General features: G+C 62.1%; 21 protein-coding genes. 6 read left to right on the top strand and 15 right to left on the bottom strand.

Annotated features, from left to right (window positions below):
• Nucleotides 1-84: 84 nt before the first annotated feature.
• Nucleotides 85-399 carry a hypothetical protein gene (locus tag ACI2KA_RS07580; protein WP_404500714.1) on the top strand — a complete coding sequence of 105 codons (315 nt, stop codon included), beginning with the start codon at nt 85-87 and terminating at the stop codon, nt 397-399.
• Here the strand turns inward: ACI2KA_RS07580 and ACI2KA_RS07585 are convergent, their stop codons facing one another.
• Both ACI2KA_RS07585 and ACI2KA_RS07590 read right to left on the bottom strand, forming a co-directional pair.
• Nucleotides 400-1,650: a class I SAM-dependent RNA methyltransferase gene (locus ACI2KA_RS07585; RefSeq protein ID WP_404500716.1), complete on the bottom strand. Its 1,251-nt coding sequence runs from the start codon at nt 1,648-1,650 to the stop codon at nt 400-402.
• Nucleotides 1,647-2,399 (bottom strand): TlyA family RNA methyltransferase, encoded by a 753-nt coding sequence (locus ACI2KA_RS07590; RefSeq protein WP_404500718.1) that lies wholly within the window; start codon nt 2,397-2,399, stop codon nt 1,647-1,649. Before ACI2KA_RS07590 ends, ACI2KA_RS07585 begins: the two co-directional genes overlap by 4 nt.
• A gap of 271 nt (nt 2,400-2,670) precedes the next feature.
• On the opposite strand from ACI2KA_RS07590, the gene ACI2KA_RS07595 reads away from it, so the two are divergent.
• The gene (locus tag ACI2KA_RS07595; protein WP_404500720.1) at nt 2,671-4,695 is read left to right on the top strand and encodes a methyl-accepting chemotaxis protein; all 2,025 of its coding nucleotides are present in this window, start codon (nt 2,671-2,673) and stop codon (nt 4,693-4,695) included.
• A gap of 81 nt (nt 4,696-4,776) precedes the next feature.
• On the opposite strand, the gene ACI2KA_RS07600 is transcribed toward ACI2KA_RS07595, so the two are convergent.
• Complete coding sequence (locus ACI2KA_RS07600) at nt 4,777-5,739, bottom strand: nucleoside recognition domain-containing protein (RefSeq protein ID WP_404500722.1); 963 nt, start codon at nt 5,737-5,739, stop codon at nt 4,777-4,779.
• 119 nt (nt 5,740-5,858) lie between these two features.
• Here ACI2KA_RS07600 and ACI2KA_RS07605 point away from each other — a divergent pair, with 119 nt between their 5' ends.
• Nucleotides 5,859-6,311, top strand: coding sequence for an Lrp/AsnC family transcriptional regulator (locus ACI2KA_RS07605; RefSeq protein WP_404500724.1), 453 nt, complete (start codon nt 5,859-5,861; stop codon nt 6,309-6,311).
• A 37-nt stretch (nt 6,312-6,348) separates the two neighbouring features.
• A complete protein-coding gene (locus tag ACI2KA_RS07610; protein WP_404500726.1) occupies nt 6,349-6,732 on the top strand; it encodes an ACT domain-containing protein in 384 nt (127 codons plus the stop codon).
• A 41-nt stretch (nt 6,733-6,773) separates the two neighbouring features.
• Here ACI2KA_RS07610 and ACI2KA_RS07615 read toward each other — a convergent pair whose 3' ends face one another.
• Together ACI2KA_RS07615 and ACI2KA_RS07620 are read right to left on the bottom strand one after the other, a co-directional pair.
• Entirely contained in the window at nt 6,774-7,079 is a 306-nt protein-coding gene (locus tag ACI2KA_RS07615; protein ID WP_404500728.1) for a putative quinol monooxygenase, read from the bottom strand.
• Between the two features lie 5 nt (nt 7,080-7,084).
• The gene (locus tag ACI2KA_RS07620; RefSeq protein WP_404500730.1) at nt 7,085-7,879 is read right to left on the bottom strand and encodes a helix-turn-helix domain-containing protein; all 795 of its coding nucleotides are present in this window, start codon (nt 7,877-7,879) and stop codon (nt 7,085-7,087) included.
• Nucleotides 7,880-7,986: 107 nt separating this feature from the next.
• Between ACI2KA_RS07620 and ACI2KA_RS07625 the strand changes: the two genes are divergently transcribed.
• Complete coding sequence (locus tag ACI2KA_RS07625) at nt 7,987-8,349, top strand: nuclear transport factor 2 family protein (RefSeq protein ID WP_404500732.1); 363 nt, start codon at nt 7,987-7,989, stop codon at nt 8,347-8,349.
• 54 nt (nt 8,350-8,403) lie between these two features.
• On the opposite strand, the gene dxs is transcribed toward ACI2KA_RS07625, so the two are convergent.
• The 7 genes from dxs to ACI2KA_RS07660 form a co-directional block, all read right to left on the bottom strand.
• Entirely contained in the window at nt 8,404-10,323 is a 1,920-nt protein-coding gene (gene dxs, locus ACI2KA_RS07630) for a 1-deoxy-D-xylulose-5-phosphate synthase (protein ID WP_404500734.1), read from the bottom strand.
• An 89-nt stretch (nt 10,324-10,412) separates the two neighbouring features.
• Nucleotides 10,413-11,336 (bottom strand): pirin family protein, encoded by a 924-nt coding sequence (locus ACI2KA_RS07635; RefSeq protein WP_006309798.1) that lies wholly within the window; start codon nt 11,334-11,336, stop codon nt 10,413-10,415.
• A gap of 270 nt (nt 11,337-11,606) precedes the next feature.
• Nucleotides 11,607-11,861: an exodeoxyribonuclease VII small subunit gene (locus ACI2KA_RS07640; RefSeq protein WP_003503059.1), complete on the bottom strand. Its 255-nt coding sequence runs from the start codon at nt 11,859-11,861 to the stop codon at nt 11,607-11,609.
• A gap of 2 nt (nt 11,862-11,863) precedes the next feature.
• Nucleotides 11,864-12,799, bottom strand: a complete 936-nt coding sequence (locus ACI2KA_RS07645; RefSeq protein ID WP_404500737.1) for a histone deacetylase family protein — start codon at nt 12,797-12,799, stop codon at nt 11,864-11,866.
• Nucleotides 12,800-12,824: 25 nt separating this feature from the next.
• Nucleotides 12,825-13,388 carry a biotin transporter BioY gene (locus ACI2KA_RS07650; protein ID WP_400819944.1) on the bottom strand — a complete coding sequence of 188 codons (564 nt, stop codon included), beginning with the start codon at nt 13,386-13,388 and terminating at the stop codon, nt 12,825-12,827.
• 5 nt (nt 13,389-13,393) lie between these two features.
• Complete coding sequence (locus ACI2KA_RS07655; RefSeq protein WP_404500739.1) at nt 13,394-14,026, bottom strand: energy-coupling factor transporter transmembrane component T family protein; 633 nt, start codon at nt 14,024-14,026, stop codon at nt 13,394-13,396.
• Complete coding sequence (locus ACI2KA_RS07660) at nt 14,023-14,703, bottom strand: energy-coupling factor ABC transporter ATP-binding protein (RefSeq protein ID WP_404500741.1); 681 nt, start codon at nt 14,701-14,703, stop codon at nt 14,023-14,025. The genes ACI2KA_RS07655 and ACI2KA_RS07660 overlap by 4 nt, the downstream gene beginning before the upstream one ends.
• A 113-nt stretch (nt 14,704-14,816) precedes the next feature.
• Here ACI2KA_RS07660 and ACI2KA_RS07665 point away from each other — a divergent pair, with 113 nt between their 5' ends.
• Nucleotides 14,817-16,007, top strand: coding sequence for a winged helix-turn-helix domain-containing protein (locus tag ACI2KA_RS07665; RefSeq protein WP_404501200.1), 1,191 nt, complete (start codon nt 14,817-14,819; stop codon nt 16,005-16,007).
• A gap of 175 nt (nt 16,008-16,182) precedes the next feature.
• On the opposite strand, the gene ribB is transcribed toward ACI2KA_RS07665, so the two are convergent.
• The 3 genes from ribB to ACI2KA_RS07680 all read right to left on the bottom strand — a co-directional run bounded on the left by ribB (nt 16,183) and on the right by ACI2KA_RS07680 (nt 18,764).
• Nucleotides 16,183-17,283, bottom strand: a complete 1,101-nt coding sequence (gene ribB, locus ACI2KA_RS07670; RefSeq protein WP_404500743.1) for a 3,4-dihydroxy-2-butanone-4-phosphate synthase — start codon at nt 17,281-17,283, stop codon at nt 16,183-16,185.
• Between the two features lie 12 nt (nt 17,284-17,295).
• Nucleotides 17,296-18,393: a chorismate synthase gene (aroC, locus tag ACI2KA_RS07675; RefSeq protein WP_404500745.1), complete on the bottom strand. Its 1,098-nt coding sequence runs from the start codon at nt 18,391-18,393 to the stop codon at nt 17,296-17,298.
• Nucleotides 18,394-18,542: 149 nt separating this feature from the next.
• Nucleotides 18,543-18,764 (bottom strand): hypothetical protein, encoded by a 222-nt coding sequence (locus ACI2KA_RS07680; RefSeq protein WP_404500747.1) that lies wholly within the window; start codon nt 18,762-18,764, stop codon nt 18,543-18,545.
• Between the last annotated feature and the right edge of the window lie 59 nt (nt 18,765-18,823).

Below are 18,823 nucleotides of genomic sequence, written 5' to 3' on the forward strand. Positions count from 1 at the left end.
TGTGCTTGTGCATGCGGATTATGTATGGTCGATCCAGCCGGTCCCGCAAAGATGGATCGCGACACTCTGTCCGAAGGCCTCCGCATGCGTCACGTCGTTTTCGCCCTGTCCGTTTTCCTCTCCGGCGCAGCCCTTGGCGAAGCGGCAGCGATTACGCCGACGCCGGTGGTGTCCGGCAACGATATCATTCTGGCGCAGTCTTATGATGACGGTCAGGACTACTATTCCGGCAACAATCGCGACCGCCAGCGCCGCGCCCGTTTCGTTTGCGTCATCACCCCTCCGGAGAGCGCCAATCGCCGCCGGCCCTATATCTGCCCGCTGGAGCGCGGCCGTGTGGGCGGCGCCTGCCGCTGCTCGGGCGTGGTCGGCAACGGCACGGTCGATACGGCCTGGTGATTATTTCTCCAGCACCGCCACCGCTTCCACATGCGGCGACCACAGGAACTGGTCGACCGGCGTGACGCGAATGACGCGATATCCGCCTTCCGTGAGAAGGGCGAGATCGCGCGCAAGCGTCAGCGGATTGCAGCTCACCGCAACGATTTTTTTCACCGTGCTGCGGGCCAGTTCCTTGCACTGGAATTCCGCACCGGCGCGCGGCGGGTCGAACACCACGGCGTCGTAATTCTTCAGTTCGCTGACCATCAGCGGCCGGCGGAAAAGATCGCGCTTTTCGACGCTGACCGGCTTCAGGCCCTGCGTATTGCGGGCGGCGAAATCCAGCGCCTTCAGCGGCTTGTCTTCCGCTTCCACCGCATGCACCTTGCCGATGCGCGCGAGCCGCAGCGCGAACGTGCCGGAACCGCAGAAAAGATCGGCAATGCGCTTGGACTTGCCGACATGGGCAAGCACCAGCTCGGCCATGGCGTCTTCCGCCTGTTTGGTGGCCTGCGTGAAACTGCCGGCCGGCGGAGAAACCGGGACACCGCCAAAGTCGATGATCGGTTTTTGCGGTTCGATCAGGATTTCACCCGACAGCGAGACGCGGGCGATGCCGCGCATGGCCAGCACCGTTTCCGTCAGCGTCCGCCGCTGCCTGTCGCTGACCGACTTGATGCCCTCGACGGAAATATCGAGACCCGAGAGCGTTTCGAGAACGGTAATGCGGAACGGCTCGGCATTCGCCACCATCGAAAGGCCGATGGCGCGGATGGCATCGAGCCGCGAGACGATGCCGGGCGAGGTGACGGGACATTCCTCGATGGCGACGATGTGATGGCTGTTCGCCTGGCTGAAACCAAGCAGCAGGCCCTTTTCCGTCCTGCGAGCGGCGAATACCGCGCGGCGGCGCTCGCCGGGGCGACAGAGGAGGAGATCGTCGACCGGCGGCGTCAGGCCCTTCGATTTCAGCGCTGAAACCACCAGCTCCCGCTTGAAGGCGTGGTAGGGCTGGTCGGCCAGATGTTGCAGCGAACAGCCGCCGCAGGTGCCGTTGACGCCTTCAGGGCCGAAGTGACGACAGACGGGTTCGCGGCGGTCCGCCGAAGCTTCCGCAATCGACATGACCGTGCCGTGGTCCTTCACTTTGGCGATGGCCACCGTCTCGCCGGGCAGCGCGAAGGGCACATAGACCGGGCCGTCGGGACAGTGCGCGATGCCATCGCCCTGCGCGCCGAGGCTCTTGATGGTGACGGTCTGTGTGCTCATGGCTTTTCGCCTCCGAGAAGAAATTCGATATTGCCGTCGCCGCCGGAAATCGGCGATGGAATGAGGCCGAGGCTTTTCCAGCCCATGTCCTGCGTCAGCCAGCGTTCCAGCTCGGCGGCCACGGCAGGCGCCGTTTCCGGCTCTTTCAACAGCCCGGCCTTGCTGATGGCGTCGCGCCCCGCCTCGAATTGCGGCTTCACCAGTAGAACCGCCAGCGCGCCTGCTTCCGCAAGCTCGAGCGCCGGCGCAAGCGCAAGCTTCAGCGAAATGAAGGACACGTCGGAGACGATGAAGCCGATCGCCCGGTCATCGATATCCTCCGCCGTCAGGAAACGGGCATTCAGCCCTTCCAGATTGGTCACCCGCGGATCGTTCTCGATCCTTGCATGCATCTGCCCGTGCCCGACATCGATGGCGGTGACATGTTTTGCACCGCGCTCCAGCAGCACCTCGGTAAAACCGCCGGTGGAAGCGCCGACGTCGAGGCAGTCATGGCCCAAAGGGTCGAGCCGGAAATGATCGAGCGCGGCCACGAGCTTCAGCGCGGCGCGCGATACATAGGCCTGCGCCGGGTCGCTGATGGCGATTTCCGCATTGCCGGCGACGCTCTGGCTCGGTTTGGTGACGATCTTGCCGTTGACGCTCACGGTGCCGCGCGCAATCGCGTCGCGCGCACGCGAGCGGCTGGCAAAGTGGCCGAGCGACACAAGAAGCTGGTCAAGCCGTTCATTTTCAGATGGTTTGGACATGGTCCCGTGTCAATGACCGCCAAACCCCGCCGATGCAAGCGATTTATCGCTGAAATGGCCTGGAATGCCGTTGCCGCCGGGCAGGGTCGTATTGCACCGCAAAGTCAGAATGTTCGATTAATCCAATATAAAGGCTTGTATTGCACTTTGTGCACAAGGCCCGTGCGGCCACCGGAACCTGCCATGACGGCATCTCCTCCAATCCACAAAATTGCGACCGTTGCAGCGCAGACGCTGGCTTCGAGGCATCGGGTCGCCGAGAGAGTTTGCGATGTCGCTGAAAAACCTCCCCATCAACCTGAAGCTCATAGCCACCTTCTGTGCCTTGATGAGCGTGTGTCTGCTCGCCTCTGCGGTCGTTTTCTGGCAGACGCTGGGAAGCGAGCGCGTCACGATCGACAACAACCGGACCAAGGATATCATCCAGGCGGTGGATGGTGCGACGGCCGCCATGCTGGAACAGGCCGTCAACCAGCGCGGCTTCCTGCTGTTTCGCAGCGACAGCACCTATAATGACGTTTTCGCCCAGCGCGAGCTGATGCTGAAGAAGCTCGACGAAGCCCGCGTGCTGGCCGCCGGTCAGCCGGATATCCTCAACTCCATCGATGACATGCAGAAATCCGCCACCGTGTTCTTCAAGGAACTGGCGGAACCGCAGATCGCCGCCCGCAAGACGACGGAAGCGCCGATTTCCGAAATCATCGAGATCGGCCGCAATCAGGCCAAGGGTCAGCTCGACGGCTTCCGCGCCTCCGCCGCCAAGATCAAGGAACAGCTGAACGGCCTGTCCACCGCTTATGCGGCCCAGCAGCAGGCGGCGGCGCTGAACCTCAAATACGCGCTTCTGGGTGGCGGCGCCGTTGCCGGTCTTCTGGCCGTTGCCCTCATCTGGGCGCTGTCGCGCTCGATCGTCACGCCGATCGTCGGCATGACGGCGGCAATGAGCCGGCTCGCCGATGGCGATCTGACGACGGAAGTGCCCGCCACGGATCGCGGCGACGAAGTCGGCAAGATGGCGAAGGCTGTTCTGGTCTTCAAGGAAGCCGGGCTGGAAAAATCCCGCCTTGCCGGCGAGACCGAGCGCATGCGTTCCGCCACCGAAACCGAACGCCGCCGCAACGAGGAAGAAAAGGCCAAGGACGAAGCCGCCAATGCCTTTGCACGGGAAGAGCTTGGCAAGGGCCTTGCCGCCCTTGCGGATGGCGATCTCGCCTACCGGATCGAAACGCCTTTCGCTTCGTACATCGACCCGATCCGTATCGATTTCAACAGCGCCGTCGAAAAGCTGCAGCAGGCCCTTAGGACGGTCGGAGAAAATGCGGCCGCCATCAATGCCGGCGCTTCGGAAATGCTGTCCGCCGCCGACGACCTGTCGCGCCGCACCGAACAGCAGGCGGCGTCCATCGAGGAAACCGCCGCAGCCCTGGAAGAGGTCACCACCACCGTGCGTGACAGCGCCCGCGGCGCGGAAGATGCCGGCAACCTGGTCCAGCGCGCCCGCGCCGGTGCGGAGAAGTCCGGTGTCGTCGTCCGCCGGGCGGTTGCCGCCATGCGCGAGATCGAGAAATCCTCGGGTGAAATCGGCAATATCATCGGTGTCATCGACGATATCGCCTTCCAGACCAACCTGCTGGCGCTGAACGCCGGCGTGGAAGCCGCCCGCGCCGGCGATGCCGGCAAGGGCTTTGCGGTGGTCGCACAGGAAGTCCGCGAACTGGCCCAGCGTTCCGCCAATGCCGCCAAGGAAATCAAGACGCTGATCGGCGCTTCCAGCCAGCAGGTGGAAAACGGCGTCAACCTGGTTGACGAGACCGGCAAGGCGCTGGAACTCATCGTGGCGGAAGTCGAAGAGATCAACGCCCATGTCAGCGCCATCGTTGTCGCGTCACGCGAACAGGCGACCGGCCTGCAGGAAATCAACACGGCCGTGAACACCATGGACCAGGGCACGCAGCAGAATGCCGCCATGGTGGAACAGCAGACCGCTGCCAGCCATTCGCTCGCCCGTGAGGCGGAAGCGCTGAACAGCCTGCTTGGCCAGTTCAGGATGGGCGGCGCCCGCGCTGCCGTTGCCGGTGCCGGCGGTTATGCGGCCCCGCGCCAGTCTTCGGCCAGACCTGCCTTCCAGTCCGCGCCGGCAGCGCCGGCAAAAAGGGCGGCACCCGTGAAGTCGGCGTCCGGCACCGCAAGGCCGGTTGCTTCACCGGCCAGGGCACTGGGCCAGAGCCTCGCCCGCGCCTTCGGCGGCGCTTCGGAAGCACCCGCCGCGAAGGATCAGGACTGGACGGAGTTCTGAGCCGGATTTTCCAATTGAACAGATGGATCGGGGGCCGAAAGGCCCCCTTTTGCATCGGCCGTTTCAGGTGGGGAGCGCCGCTTAGGTGCCCTGAAGCCGGAACATCCGCTGAAAGAACACCTCATCGGACAGACGGTGAAGCAGGGCGGCGATAATGGCGGTTGCGGCAATGGCGAAAACCAGCCGCCCGGCCAGAACGCCGTAAATATCGGCGCCCAGCGACATCACGACGAGGGTGTCTTCGATCACGCTATGGGCAAACCCCATGAACACGCAGGACAGAAACACCTGACGCGGCGAGATCGTCCCCGATTGTGCTTCGCGGATCAGAAAACCCGCGCCATAGGAAATACCGAGGAACAGTCCGATTGCGGTCAGATGTTCGGCCTCGCCGCGAATGCCGGCAAGGCGCAGCAGCGGCGAAAGCGCTTTCATCAGCAGTGCCAGCAGGCCTGTCAGCCTGAGGATTTCGAGACCGAGAGACAGGACGAGAAGGATGACAAACATCCACACCATGGTTTCGCCGAGACCCAGAAAATAGTCTGTCCATTCCGGTGTGGCGCCCATGGCGATCCAGGCGGGGTTTACCGGGGCCGACAGCCACCCCGTTACCGCCAGAAGCCGGTGCAGCAGAAAGGCGTAGAGCAATCCGCCGCCAATGCGCAGCGCCGTGGTGACGAGCATGCCGGGTCCCGCCTTCTCGATGATCTTCTGTTCGATGGGCAGGCCATGCGCGAAGAGGATGAGCGCCGAAAAGACCGTGATATCCGCGCCGCTCAGCGAAGAGGCGGGGACAAGCGTGAAGATGAGCGGGACGGCGCCCCATATGCCGACCAGCATCGCCGTCAGCCAGGCGAGACCGAGTTCCGGCGGCAGCCCGACGAGGTTCATGACAGGCGCGAAGGCCGGCGCCACAGCCTCGATCGCCCCCATTCTCGACAATAGCTCGGTCAGGATCGCGATCGGAACGGTGACCCGTGCCAGCACCCAGTAGATATCAAGCGTTTCCCGGGTCTTTTGCCGGACGGTCGTGAAAATGGGCATGTGAGGCTCCTCGAAATTTGTCCCTATCCACTAGGCCCAACCCATTCGCATTTGCGGTCAAAGATTGCATCTTTATGCAATTTTATTGCAAATCCGTCTTTGCGCGATATGCTGCCGGCATGGATCGGATCGACCGGAAACTTCTCAACCTCTTGCAGGGCGATGCCTCGCGCACCAATGTGGATATGGCCGACGAGGTGGGGCTGTCTCCCTCCAGCTGCCTGCGCCGCCTGCAGCGGCTGCGCAAATCGGGGATGATCGACCGCATCGTGGCGATCCTCAATCCGGCGAAGGCCGGGCGTGTGATCAAGGCCCTGGTGACGGTGGAGCTGAAACTGCATGGCGAGCAGCATATGCGCCGCTTTCTCGATATTGCCGTTGCCGAGGAGGCGGTTTCGCACGCCTATGCCGTCACCGGCGCAACCGATGTCGTGCTGATGTTGCGCTTGCGCGACATGGAGGAATTCGACACCCTGTGCGACCGTCTGTTCCGTGACCAGTACAATGTCGCACGCTTCTTCACCATGGTCGTCATCAAGACGGCGAAAGAGGAAACGGCCATTCGGCTTTGACCAGAGGTCACCGCATTTTTGGAAAGGTAACGACTGAATGGCAGCGCGCGTAACGTTAAAACTATTGGAAGGGGTCTATGGCGTGGCGCGGCTTCATGCGGATGCCGCCATTCCGGCATGGGCCGATGGCGGCGGGTTCGTCAGCATCAGCCGGAGCGATGACGAACTTTCTGTCGTTTGCCGACAGGACCGTATTCCGCAGGATGTGCAGGTCGATGCCGGTTGGGCCTGTTTCAAGTTTCAGGGGCCTTTTGCCTTTGATGAGACGGGTATCGTCCTGTCCGTGATCCAGCCCTTATCGAGCCATGAAATAGGAATATTTGTGGTCTCGACATTTGACGGAGACCACCTGCTGGTGAAGTCGAAAGATATCGAAAAAGCATCCCATCTTCTGGCAGATGCGGGGCATTCGCTCGTTTAGACGCGGTCGAGATTTTCGACGGGAGCCAGCCTCTCGCCTGATCAGGCGTGATCGGCCCGCATGGGATGCCAGACGGAGATGTCCCGTGGAGCTTCCAGAAGCTCGGGCATGGCATCGTGCCATGCCTGGCGATAGGGCCGGTGAATCTGGACGTCGATCACATCCTGATGGTCGCTCCAGGTCTCGTGCAGCAGGAAGCGGTTCTCGTTTTCGCCGTCCTGATGCAGGGTGGCGTTCACGAAGGTGCTTTCGTGCCGCATGGTATCGAGAAGCGCATTCAGCAGATCAAGAAAGCGCTCACGTTGTCCGGCGCGAACCTGAAAACCGATGAGATAGGTGGTGTGCACGGGTCTTACTCCTTTGTGCCTGGCATCAGGGCGGCGCGCGTCGCCGCATCGGCGGGGTAGAAACATTCCAGCACCAGTTCGGACAATGTGACATCCGTTGCGGTTCCGAAAACCGTGGTGGTGGAAATGAAGCTCAGAACGGCGCCCGATGCCGGATCGCGCAGTTGCAATGGTATGGCCAGCGGATCGGCTCCGGCGGCACGGGGCGAAGCCTTCGGCGCGGGATAGGCCGAAAGCTCGGCATGCAGGCGGCAAAGCACCTCGTCTCCCGTTTCCTCGACCTGACGGTGCAGGCGCTCCAGCAGGTGATGGCGCCATTCGGCAAGGTTGACGATGCGGGAACTCAAACCCTGCGGATGCAGGCTCAGCCGCAACGCATTGAGCGGCGGATGCAGCAGGTCCCCGGACACGCCGGCCAGAAGCGAGGTGATCGCATCATTGGCGAGAATGACGTTCCAGTGCCGGTCGACGGCAAGGGCGGGGAAGGGCATGTGGCCCTCGACCACGGTTTCGACGGCCTGGCGGGCCGCCGCCATGTCGGGCGCATCCAGCGGGCGTTCGGAATGGACCGGCGCATAGCCCGCCGCCAGCATCAGCCGGTTGGCGGCGCGGGCGGGCATGGAAAGCTGCTCCGCCAGCCTGACCAGCATGTCGCGGCTGGGCGATGATCGCCCGCTTTCCACGAAACTCAGATGGCGTGCGGATATCTCCGCTTCAAAGGCCAGATCGAGCTGGCTCAGCCTGCGACGGGCACGCCATTCCTTCAATACCTGGCCGACATGTTCTCGATGATGTGTCATGCCCTGCAGACTAGCAGAACATAGCGGCAATGCGATTACCTCTGAGGTAATTGTTTCGCTTATCGATCCCCGCCATGTTTGGGCCGTCAACCAGAAGGAGCGCAATCATGACGCAACATCTCGCAATCGCCCAAACCTATCTCGCCGCCTGGAACGAGGAAGATGCAGACCGCCGCAGGCATCTCGTCAGCCAGGCATGGGCAGAAAATACTCGCTATATCGATCCGCTGATGCAAAGCGAAGGACAGCAGGGGATTGCCGCGATGATCGAGGCGGCGCGGCAGAAATTTCCGGGATATCGCTTCGTTCTTGCCGGCACGCCGGACGGCCACGGCAACTTCACCCGTTTCTCATGGCGTCTCATTTCACCCGAAGGAGACGATGTTGCGGGCGGCACCGATGTCGTCAGCCGCGATGCCGACGGTCGGATCGACAATGTCGTCGGTTTTCTCGATGGCGCTGCGGCCTGAGGCGGAGGTGGAGACGGAGGCGAAACAATCCCGTCTCCCGCCCGGCAAATGCTGTCAGCCGGCGAAACCGACGCCGGCCTGACGCTGGCCAAGGGCATTGAACACGGTGGAAACGATGCCGGCACGGTCAAGTCCGGCATTGGCATACATGGTCTCGGGTTTTGCCTGCTCCACCCACAGATCGGGCAGCGTGATTGTCCTGACCTTCGGGCCATGGTCGAGCAATCCGGCGCTGGCCATGAAATGCAGCACATGCGCGCCGAAGCCGCCGACGGAGCCTTCCTCGATGGTCACCAGCACCTCGTGATGGCTGGCCAGCTGGCGGATGAGGTCGAGATCGAGCGGCTTGGCGAAGCGCGCATCGGCAACCGTGGTGGAAAGTCCGGCCGCTTCAAGGTCTTCGGCGGCCGCAAGGCATTCCGCCAACCGGGTGCCGAAGGAGAGGAGTGCAACCTTGGTGCCTTCCTTGATGATGCGGCCTTTGCCGATCTGCAAAATCTCGCCACGCGCGGGCATCTCGACGCCAACGCCTTCGCCGCGCGGATAACGGAAGGAAATCGGGCCTTCATCGTAAGCCGCCGCCGTGCGGACCATATGTTTCAGCTCCGCCTCGTCGGCGGCCGCCATCACCACCATGCCTGGCAGGGTAGCAAGGAACGTCGTGTCGAAGGAGCCGGCATGGGTCGGTCCGTCCGCGCCGACAAAACCGGCGCGGTCGATGGGGAAACGCACCGGCAGGCTCTGGATCGCCACATCATGCACCAGCTGGTCGTAACCGCGTTGCAGGAAGGTGGAATATAGCGCGCAGAACGGCTTGTAACCGTCGGCTGCAAGCCCGGCCGCAAAGGTGACGGCATGCTGCTCGGCAATGCCGACATCGAAGGTGCGGGCGGGGAAAAGCTCGGCCATTTTGTCGAGGCCGGTGCCGTTCGGCATGGCGGCCGTCACACCGATGATCTTGTCGTCGAGCGTCGCTTCCTGAATCAGCGCCTCGGCAAACACGCTGGTATAGCTCGGCGCATTCGGCTTGGCTTTTGCCTGTGCGCCGGTGATGACGTCGAACTTGTTGACGCCGTGATATTTGTCGGCTGCGGCTTCCGCCGGCGCGTAACCCTTGCCCTTCTGCGTCACCACATGGATGAGGACGGGGCCTTTCTGGTTGTCGCGCACATTGCGCAGCACCGGCAGGAGGTGATCGAAGGAATGACCGTCGATCGGGCCGATGTGATAGAAGCCAAGCTCCTCGAACAGCGTGCCGCCGGTCACGTAACCGCGCGCGTGGGTCACGGCGCGGGTAATGGCGCGGTCGATGGTCTTGCCGAGATAGGCCGTCAGTTTCTTGCCGAAATCGCGGAAGCCCATATAGGTGCGGCCGGAGGCAAGGCGCGCCAGATAGGCGCTCATCGCGCCCGTGGGCGGCGCAATCGACATGTCGTTGTCGTTGAGGATGACGATCAGCCGCGCATCGAGCGCGCCGGCGTTGTTCAATGCCTCAAACGCCATGCCGGCCGACATCGAGCCGTCGCCGATCACGGCGATCACCTTGCGGTCGCTGCCGTCCAGCCCCGCCGCCACCGCCATGCCGAGACCGGCGGAAATCGAGGTGGAGGAATGGCCGGCGCCGAAATCGTCATAGTCGCTTTCGGCGCGGCGGGTGAAACCGGAAAGCCCGTTTTCCTGGCGCAGCGTGCGGATGCGGTCACGTCTTCCAGTCAGGATCTTGTGCGGATAACATTGGTGGCCGACATCGAAGATCAGCCGGTCTTCGGGCGTGTTGAAGACCTTGTGAATGGCAATCGTCAATTCCACCACGCCAAGACCGGCGCCCAGATGGCCGCCGGTCTTCGACACCGCGTCGATCATCTCGTCGCGCAGTTCCCGCGCCAGTTCCGGCAGGTCGCGATCATCGATCTCCTTGAGATCGGAGGGGAAATTTACCCGGTCGAGCAAGGGTGTCTGTGGCATTCCGGTCAATCGTTCGGCCTTTTCTGGTGGTCCGCAGGGTGCCCTCTATCGCGAAAGCCGGCGGGTCAGCCCTGCATGTCGTACACTTCTATCGAATTTCAACCCTCCGGCAAAGGGACAAACTCTTCTTCGTCGCCGGGGACGATGTCGAAGCGTCCTGTTCTCCACTCCTGTTTGGCCTGTTCTATGCGTTCTTTTGATGACGAAACGAAGTTCCACCAGATGTAACGGCGCTGATTGAGCGCCGCCCCGCCGAAGATCATGATGTGACAGCCATTGCTGCCGGCCTGTAGCGTGATGTCGTCGCCCGGCCGGAAGACGAGCAGCTGGTCGGCGGCAAAAATATCGCCCGCGACATCCAGCGAACCGGACAGGATATAGATCGCCCGCTCCTCATGATCGGCGGAGAAGGGAAATTTTACCCCCGGCTCCAGCGAAAGATCGACATAAAGCGTATCGGTAAAGGCCGAAACGGGCGAAGTGAGACCTTCGAATTCACCGATCACCACCCGGCCGGACGCGCCCTTGATATCGATCAGCGGCATGTCTTCCTTGGCCGTATGGGCAAAGGCCGGGGCGATTTCTTCCATATGGTCCGGCAGGGCAAGCCAGGTTTGCAGGCCGGACATGGATAGCGGATGGCCGCGCAGGTTCTCCGGCGTGCGCTCCGAATGCACGATGCCGCGCCCGGCCGTCATCAGGTTGATGTCGCCGGGGCGGATGACGAGTTCGGTACCGAGACTGTCGCGATGCTTGATTTCGCCGTCGAACAGATAGGTGACGGTGGAAAGCCCGATATGCGGATGCGGCTTGACGTCCAGAGCTTCTCCCGCCTTCAGGATCGCCGGACCCATACGGTCGAAAAAGATGAAGGGACCGACAAGCCGCCGTTGCCGCGTGGGAAGCGCGCGCCGTACCGCAAAGCCGCCAATATCGCTGGTGCGGGGAATGATGAGGTTTTCGATGGCATCGCAGGCAAAGGCATCACCCGCGACGGGATCGTTACCGGGAAAGAAGGACATGGCTCGCTCCTCGTATCGTCAGTGGCGGAGTTTAGCATAACGGATGGGGAGGGGGAGTGTCGGGATATCGAACGCTGTGTTTGTGTGTTGTCACCCCATGCGAGGGGCGAATTGAATGCGGCTTGACCTACCGCTTCCCTCATTCCTGTGCTTGTCACAGGAATCCAGCCAGCCCAAGTTTTTGGGCTGAAAGGACTCTCTCCGCCGCGCAGACGCGCGTCGACTGGATTCCTGTGACAGGCACAGGAATGAAGGAGTTGAGTGGCCCAATCACTCCCCGTCCAGCGGCTCCACGCCCTGAGGCTTGCCCGCACGATCGAGGCGGATCTTCTCGATCCGCTTTTCGGCAGCGTTCAGCAGGGTTTCGCAATGCTTCTTCAGGGCTTCGCCGCGCTCGTAGATGGCGATGGATTCGTCCAGCGCCACGTCGCCGCGTTCCAGACGTGCGACAATGCTTTCCAGCTCGGCGACGGCTTTTTCGAAAGAATAACCGCTGACATCGGCTGTGTTGGCATTTTCCGTCATGTTCAACCCTTCATCATTCTCAAAATATGCATGGCTGCCGATTCCGCCAGCCCTTCCAGATCATAACCGCCTTCCAGCAGGCTGACGACCCGGTTCGATGTGTATTTGTCGGCCATTTCCAGAAGCCGGCCCGTCGCCCAGTCGAAATCCTCGCCCACCAGGTTGATCTGCGCCAGCGGATCGCGGTGATGCGCGTCGAAACCGGCGGAGATGAGGATGAGATCGGGCGAAAAATCGGCGATCGCCGGCAGGACCCGCGATTTGAAGGCTTCGCGAAAATGTTCGCTGCCGGTATTAGGCGAAAGCGGGGCGTTGACGACGTTGTTCTTCACCCCGGTTTCGTTCTTGTCGCCGCTCCACGGGTAAAGTGGCATCTGGTGGGTGGAGCAGAACAGCACGGAGGTGTCGTCCCAGAAGATATCCTGCGTGCCGTTGCCGTGATGCACGTCCCAGTCGATGATGGCGATGCGTTCCGCCCCATGCGCCTTCTGCGCATGACGGGCGGCAATCGCCACATTGTTGAAAAGACAGAAACCCATGGCCTTGGCGGTTTCCGCATGATGGCCGGGCGGGCGGGCGGCGACGAAGACATTGTCGGCGGCACCGGTAAACACGTCGTCCACCGCCGCCATGGCAGCGCCGATGCCGGTCAGCGCCGCCTGCAGGCTTTTTGGCGAAACATAGGTGTCGGCCTCGATGCGGTTGATCGCGCCGTCCTCTTCGGGCACCTGGCGCATGACGGCAAGCAGATGTTCTTCCGGATGCGCCAGAAGCACCGCATCCTCATTGGCCTGCGGCGCCTGCTTGCGGTTCAGCCGCTCGAAATTCGGATGTTCAAGGGCGATGTTCAGCGACCTGAGGCGATCCGGCCGCTCGGGATGGCCGGAAGGCGTGATATGCTCCAGGAAGATCGGATGTTCGTATAAACGCGTCGCCATTCTTTTCCTCCCGAAGAAAGTGTGTTCAGGCGCGCTGCGGCAGAAGCGGATAACCGGCCATCACGGCGCGGCCGGCCAGCGCCGCAAGCACGGCCTTCAGCGCATCGCCCGGAATGAAGGCGAGCGAACCCATGAAGGCCTTTTCGAAACCGAGCCCGACGACCACGGCCAGATAGGTGATGCCGAAAGCGTAAAGCACGACCACGCCGCCGATCAGGCTGGCGACGAAGAAACCGATACCCTGCGCCAGGGCCGACTGGCCGCGATGGACGAATTTTTCCGAGAGGAAGCCGGTCACGAAGACGGCCGCGATCCAGCCGATCAGGAAGCCGGTCGTCGGCGTGGTGAAGATCGACAGGCCGCCGCGTCCGCCCGAAAGCACCGGCAGGCCGATGGCGGCGATCAGGATCGTCAGCAGAACGGCCAGCGTGCCGCGCTTTGCCCCCAGCACGACGCCGGCCAGCATGACGCCGAGCGACTGCGCGGTGATCGGCACCGGAATGAAACCGAGCGTGATCGGCGGCAAAAGCCCGAGTGCGATGATGATGGCGGAAAATAACGAAATCAGCACAAGGTCGCGGGTCGTCATGGCGCTCAAAACTCCGGATGGTTGTCTGGCGCCAAGCTTTGGCCTCTGAAACCGCGCGCGTCAATGGCGTCGGCAATGGCATCGGCATCCTTCAACGTCATAATGACAAGCGGCACGATGATCGTGGCCATCCGCACCGGCAGACCGCGGGCGCGATGCGCATCGCGCACCGCATGGTAACGGTTGACGATCTCCGGCACGAAGCGCACGACGAGCCCGACGGCAAGCCCGATATCGGCGGCCTTGACCAGCCCCAGCCTTTCCAGAGGTGCCGCGGCAAGCGCGATCTCGTCCATGAACTCTGAAATGCTGACGGTGATGGTGACGGCGGTGGCAAGCAGCGCCAGCGCCGTCAGCCGCAAAAGATTGACGCTGGCATCCTGGGCCGGAAGCAGCAGATAGCTGAAGGCGGCGACGAGGAAGATGGTCAGCATTGCTGGCCGCAGCCGCAGGCCGAACTCCCGCAAGGACAGCCGCGTCTCGCGCAGGATGATGGCGGCGAGAACCACGGCGCATCCGAGAACCGGCAGATCGCGGGTGAGGAACAGCGCGATGCTGAAGCCCATGAGCGTCACGAGCTTGAGGCGCGGCGAAACGCGATAGAGCCAGCCCGTGCCTTCGACATGCAGCGATTTCATCGCGATGCCACCTCCAGATAGCGCGCGACCGCCTCTTCGGGCGCAGCATCGGCAATCAGCGCGCCGCCGTGGAAAACCAGCACGCGGTCGAAACCCTGAAGCAGTGGCAGGTCATGGGTAATGACGATCAGCGCCTGCGACAGCGCCGCCATGGTCTTTTCCACGATGGCCCGGTTCTTGAGATCGAGCTGGTTGGTCGGTTCGTCGAGAATGAGGATCTGCGGTTCGGTGACCAGAAGCGCGGCTAGCGCCGCAAGCTGCAGCTCCCCGCCGGAAAGCTCATGCGCGCGCCGGTCCTCCAGATGGGAAATGTCCAGCCGGGCGAGAATGGCCTTCACCCGGCTTTCGGTTTCCGCCTTGCCGAGACCGAGCCGCTTGAGACCGAAGGCGACATCGTCTCGCACGATCGGCAGGATGATCTGGTTCTGCGGATTCTGGAAGATGAACCCCACCGTCTGCAACACTGCCTTCGCATCCGTCACGGTATCGAGCCCGTTGACCGTCACCTTGCCCCCGCTCGGCTTGGTCAGCCCGTTGATCAGCCGCGCAAATGTGGTCTTGCCGGAACCATTGAGGCCGATCACGCCGATGCGCCGTTCCGCCAATGTCAGGGACAGCGGCTGCAGGGCCTGCCGGCCCTCGAAAGCGACACCGGCGGCGTCAAAACGGATGTCCAAGCTTCTATCCTCGCGCTCGTTTTCCGGTTCTATACCCCGTCATCAACAGAAGTGAAACAAGGAACAAAAAAAGAACATTGCAATCGCAAAAAAGCCGTTCTACCTTCACGTCCATGACGATCAAGGTTTCGAACGAAGCGGCAAGGCGGATTTTTCTGGCGCGGCAGGGGCTTTCCTCGCCGCCCGGCAAGGCGCTTTCCAAGAGCGACCTGCTGCAGCTCATCACCGATATCGGTTTTGTGCAGGTGGACAGCATCGGCACGGTGGAGCGCGCCCACCACCAGATCATCTTCTCCCGCAACCAGACCTACAGGCGCGGCCACCTGACCACGCTTTTGGAAAAGGACCGGGCGCTGTTCGAGCACTGGACGCATGACGCCTCCATTCTGCCGACGGAGTTTTATCCCTATTGGAAACATCGCTTCCGCCGCCGTGAGCCGATCATTCAGGAGCGCTGGCGCAAGTGGCACGGCGAGGGCTTCGATGCGGCTTTCGGCGAAACGCTGGAGCGCATTGCCGCAAGCGGACCGGTTCTGGCGCGGGAACTGAAGGAGGAGGGGCACCAGTCCGGCGGCTGGTGGAACTGGCATCCGTCCAAGACCGCGCTCGAATATCTCTGGCACACCGGCAAGCTCGCGATTGCCGGACGCGTGAATTTCCAGAAGGTCTATGATCTCGCCGAACGGGTCATTCCCGGCGAGCATCACGAAACCGAGGTGGAACATGCCGAATTTGTCGACTGGGCCTGCCGGCAGGCGCTGAAGCGGCTGGGTTTTGCCACCCACGGCGAAATCGCCGCCTTTTTCGACCTCGTTACCCCGCAGGAGGCGAGGGACTGGGTCAAAAGCCATCGCGATGAACTCTGCGAGGTCTCGCTTCTTGCAAGCGACGGAGACACCGCCCGTCCGTCTTTTGCTTTTGCCGGTTTCACCGCCGACCTGAGCGAGGTACCGGAACCCTCCGCCCGCGTCCGGGTCTTGAGCCCATTCGACCCGCTGCTGCGCGACCGAAATCGCACGGAGCGGCTATTCGGCTTCTATTACCGCATCGAAGTTTTCGTGCCGGAGCCGAAACGGCAATATGGCTATTATGTCTTCCCGCTTCTGGAAGGAGACCGGCTGATCGGCCGCATCGACATGAAGGCGGAGCGCAAGGGCGGCACGCTGGATGTTCGTCGTCTCTGGCTGGAGCCGGGCGTGCGCGCCTCGGCTGGACGGCTGGAGAAGCTCGACGCGGAACTGGTGAGGCTGGCGAAGTTTACCGGAGTTGAGAGCGTGAATTATCTGGAGGGCTGGCGGGACTAGAGCCATATTCGCACCAATTCTGCTTCCGTCATGCCGGTCCCCGGCACAAGTCCGAGGATGACCCGGCATCCAGACGCCGCACGTCTGTGCGGCGAAAGAGTCTCTCACGATCAAGGACTTGATCGTGCTGGACCCCGGATCGGGTCCGGGGTGACGGCACTTTCAGTGCCTTAAATCACCCGATATCCGTCGCCGAAATCTTGATGCCGAACCCTTCAAGCCCGACATAATGCCGCTCGCGCGTGGTCATCAGCTTGATGGAGCTGATGCCGAGGTCTTTGAGAATCTGCGCGCCGAGGCCGATTTCCAGCCATTCATTCTCGCGCGAACGGGCCTGGGCATGCGCCTCGTCGGGATCGCGCGCCTTGCGCCGCCCGGCCACCTGGCCGACGCCGACGGAACCCTCGCGCAGATAGACGATGACGCCGCGGCCTTCCTCGGCGATCTTCTGCATATAGTGCCGCACCGGCTGGCGGTCGCCGAACACGTCGTCGGCGACGTTTTCCGGATGCAGGCGGACGGGAATGTCGACACCGTCGCGGATGTCGCCGAAAATCACCGCCATATGCTGCATCGGATCCCAGGGCAGGGAATAGGTCTGCGCCTTGGCCGGGCCGAAGGGCGTGTCGATGGTGAAGGCGGATTCCATCTCCACCAGCGTTTCCTTGCGCTGGCGATAGGCGATGAGATCGGCGACGGAAACGTGCTTCATGCCATGCTTTTCGGCGAAGTCCAGGACCTGCGGGCCACGCATCACGCTGCCGTCGTCATTCACCAGCTCGCTGATGACGCCGATGGGCGGCAGGCCGGCGAGCCGGCAGAGATCGACCGCCGCTTCGGTATGGCCGGAGCGCATCAACACGCCGCCCTCGCGGGAAATCAGCGGGAAGATATGGCCCGGGCGGGTAAAGTCGGAAGCGCCGACATTGGGGTTGGCGAGATTGCGCACCGTCAGGGTGCGGTCGTCGGCGGAAATGCCGGTGGTGGTGCCGTGCTTGAAATCGACGCTGACGGTAAAGGCCGTCGTGTGGGCGCTGTCGTTTTCCGCCACCATGGCGTTGAGGTTCAGCCGCTTGGCCTCCTCGCGCGGCATGGGCGCACAGACGATGCCGGAGGTGTGGCGCACGATCAGCGCCATTTTTTCCGGCGTGCAGTGAACCGCCGAAATGATCAGATCGCCTTCGTTCTCGCGGTCGTCATCATCGGTGACGACAACGATTTCGCCGGCTTCGAAAGCGCGGATGGCGTCGACGACACGTTTCTGATCATATGCCATTTCCAGTCTACCTCACTTCAACCGGCCGGTCTGGCCGCGATCCCTCAGATAATGGTCGGCGACGGTGCAGGCGATCATCGCCTCGCCGATCGGCACGGCGCGAATGCCGACGCAGGGGTCATGGCGACCCTTGGTGCGCACGTCCACATTGTGGCCGTCGGTATCGATCGACAGGCGCTCCGTCAGAATGGAGGACGTCGGCTTGATGGCGAAGCGGGCGATCACCGGCTCGCCGGTCGATATGCCGCCCAGAATGCCGCCGGCGTGATTGGACAGGAAGATCGGCTTGCCGTCATTGCCCATGCGCATCTGGTCGGCATTGTCCTCGCCGGACAGCTCGGCAGAGGCAAAACCTTCGCCGATCTCCACGCCCTTGACCGCGTTGATCGACATCAGGCTGGAGGCGATATCCTGGTCGAGCTTGGCATAGATCGGCGCGCCGATGCCGGCGGGAACGCCCTCCGCCACCACTTCGACAACGGCGCCGATGGAGGAACCCGCCTTGCGGATGCCGTCGAGATAGTCTTCCCAGACCGGTACCATCGCTGCATCGGGGCAGAAGAACGGGTTCTGGTCGACCTGATCCCAATCCCAGTTGTCGCGGTTGATCCTGTGCTTGCCGATCTGGACAAGCGCGCCGCGCACATTGAGGCTCGGCACCACCTTGCGGGCGATCGCGCCGGCGGCGACACGCGCCGCCGTCTCACGCGCGGAAGAGCGTCCGCCGCCGCGATAGTCGCGAATGCCGTATTTCAGGTCATAGGTGAAATCCGCATGGCCGGGACGGAACCGTTTGGCGATCTCGCCATAATCCTTGGAGCGCTGGTCGGTATTTTCGATCAGCATGGAAATCGGCGTACCTGTCGTGATCATGGTCTCGCCGTCCTCATCCAGCATCACGCCGGAGAGAACCTTGACGATGTCCTCCTCGCGACGCTGGGTCACGAAACGGCTCTGGCCGGGTTTGCGCTTGTCCATCCAGTGCTGCACCTCGGCAAGGGTGAAGCGGAGGCCGGGCGGGCAGCCATCCACCACGCAGCCGAGCGCAGGCCCGTGGCTTTCTCCCCAGGTGGTAACGCGAAATAAATGACCGAAGCTGTTATGCGACATATTCTCAAGACCGGAAAACAGGGCGCCTGCGGGTGGCGCCGTTTAAAACAAGCGGATTTGTCTTAGTGGAAAATCCGGGCAAGGCAAAAGCCTTTCTTTCGATGCGGCGGGATAAGTGCGGTGTGCGTGACGATGGTGCGTCTCCGCCCTCATTGCCGTTCCCCGGACCTGTTGCGGGGAACGGCAATGAGGGCGGGATGGCGATTCGCAGCGGCCGGCAAGGGTTTGCCGGGATGACGAAATTGTAAAAGCACCGCCGTTTTCCACGCTAATCCGACGTTTTCCAATATTGCTGCGAAATGCGGTGTAAAAATCACTAACGGCTTGAACGCGATCCCAAATCCGTTCATCAATTGGGCCGAAAATGTCATGGTTGCGGGCAATTTCCGCCACATTCGAAAGGCAATTCTTCATGCATGTAAGGTTTTCA

This window comes from Agrobacterium sp. NPDC089420, assembly GCF_044900305.1.
Taxonomy (GTDB): Bacteria; Pseudomonadota; Alphaproteobacteria; order Rhizobiales; family Rhizobiaceae; genus Agrobacterium.